Origin of the sequence: Rhodococcus sp. KB6 (assembly GCF_001445685.1) — a bacterium.
Classification (GTDB): domain Bacteria; phylum Actinomycetota; class Actinomycetes; order Mycobacteriales; family Mycobacteriaceae; genus Rhodococcus_F; species Rhodococcus_F qingshengii.
Genome location: NZ_LNAK01000107.1, coordinates 1 through 304, shown reverse-complemented (window position 1 = coordinate 304; position 304 = coordinate 1). Strand labels below are relative to the sequence as shown.

General features: G+C 52.0%; 1 protein-coding gene. It reads right to left on the bottom strand.

The features are described 5' to 3' along the window. Positions 1–214: hypothetical protein (locus ASU23_RS34510; protein WP_216637127.1), on the bottom strand; the 214-nt coding region annotated here is incomplete at its 3' end. Positions 215–304: the final 90 nt, after the last annotated feature.

Below are 304 nucleotides of genomic sequence, written 5' to 3'. Positions count from 1 at the left end.
AGGTCGATGCCACGATGAAACGAGGATCGGCAACAACTGACCTCGGAATGCCTGGATTCGGATCGATCTCGGGAAGGACTTCCACATGATTACCAAGCTTGAATTCTTGTTCAGAGAAAGGTGCGTTTTCGGAACCGCCTGGACCGACAAGTACGACGGTCCTCTGGCCAGAAATGGTTGTGACACACGCATTATCTGCACGCAGTTTTGACATATCTCAAAACCTCGCTGGTAGGGGCTCCATCGTTCGATGTCGACGGTGTGAGTTATGTGAGTGACGATGGTCAGGTCGTGTGACGGTCGA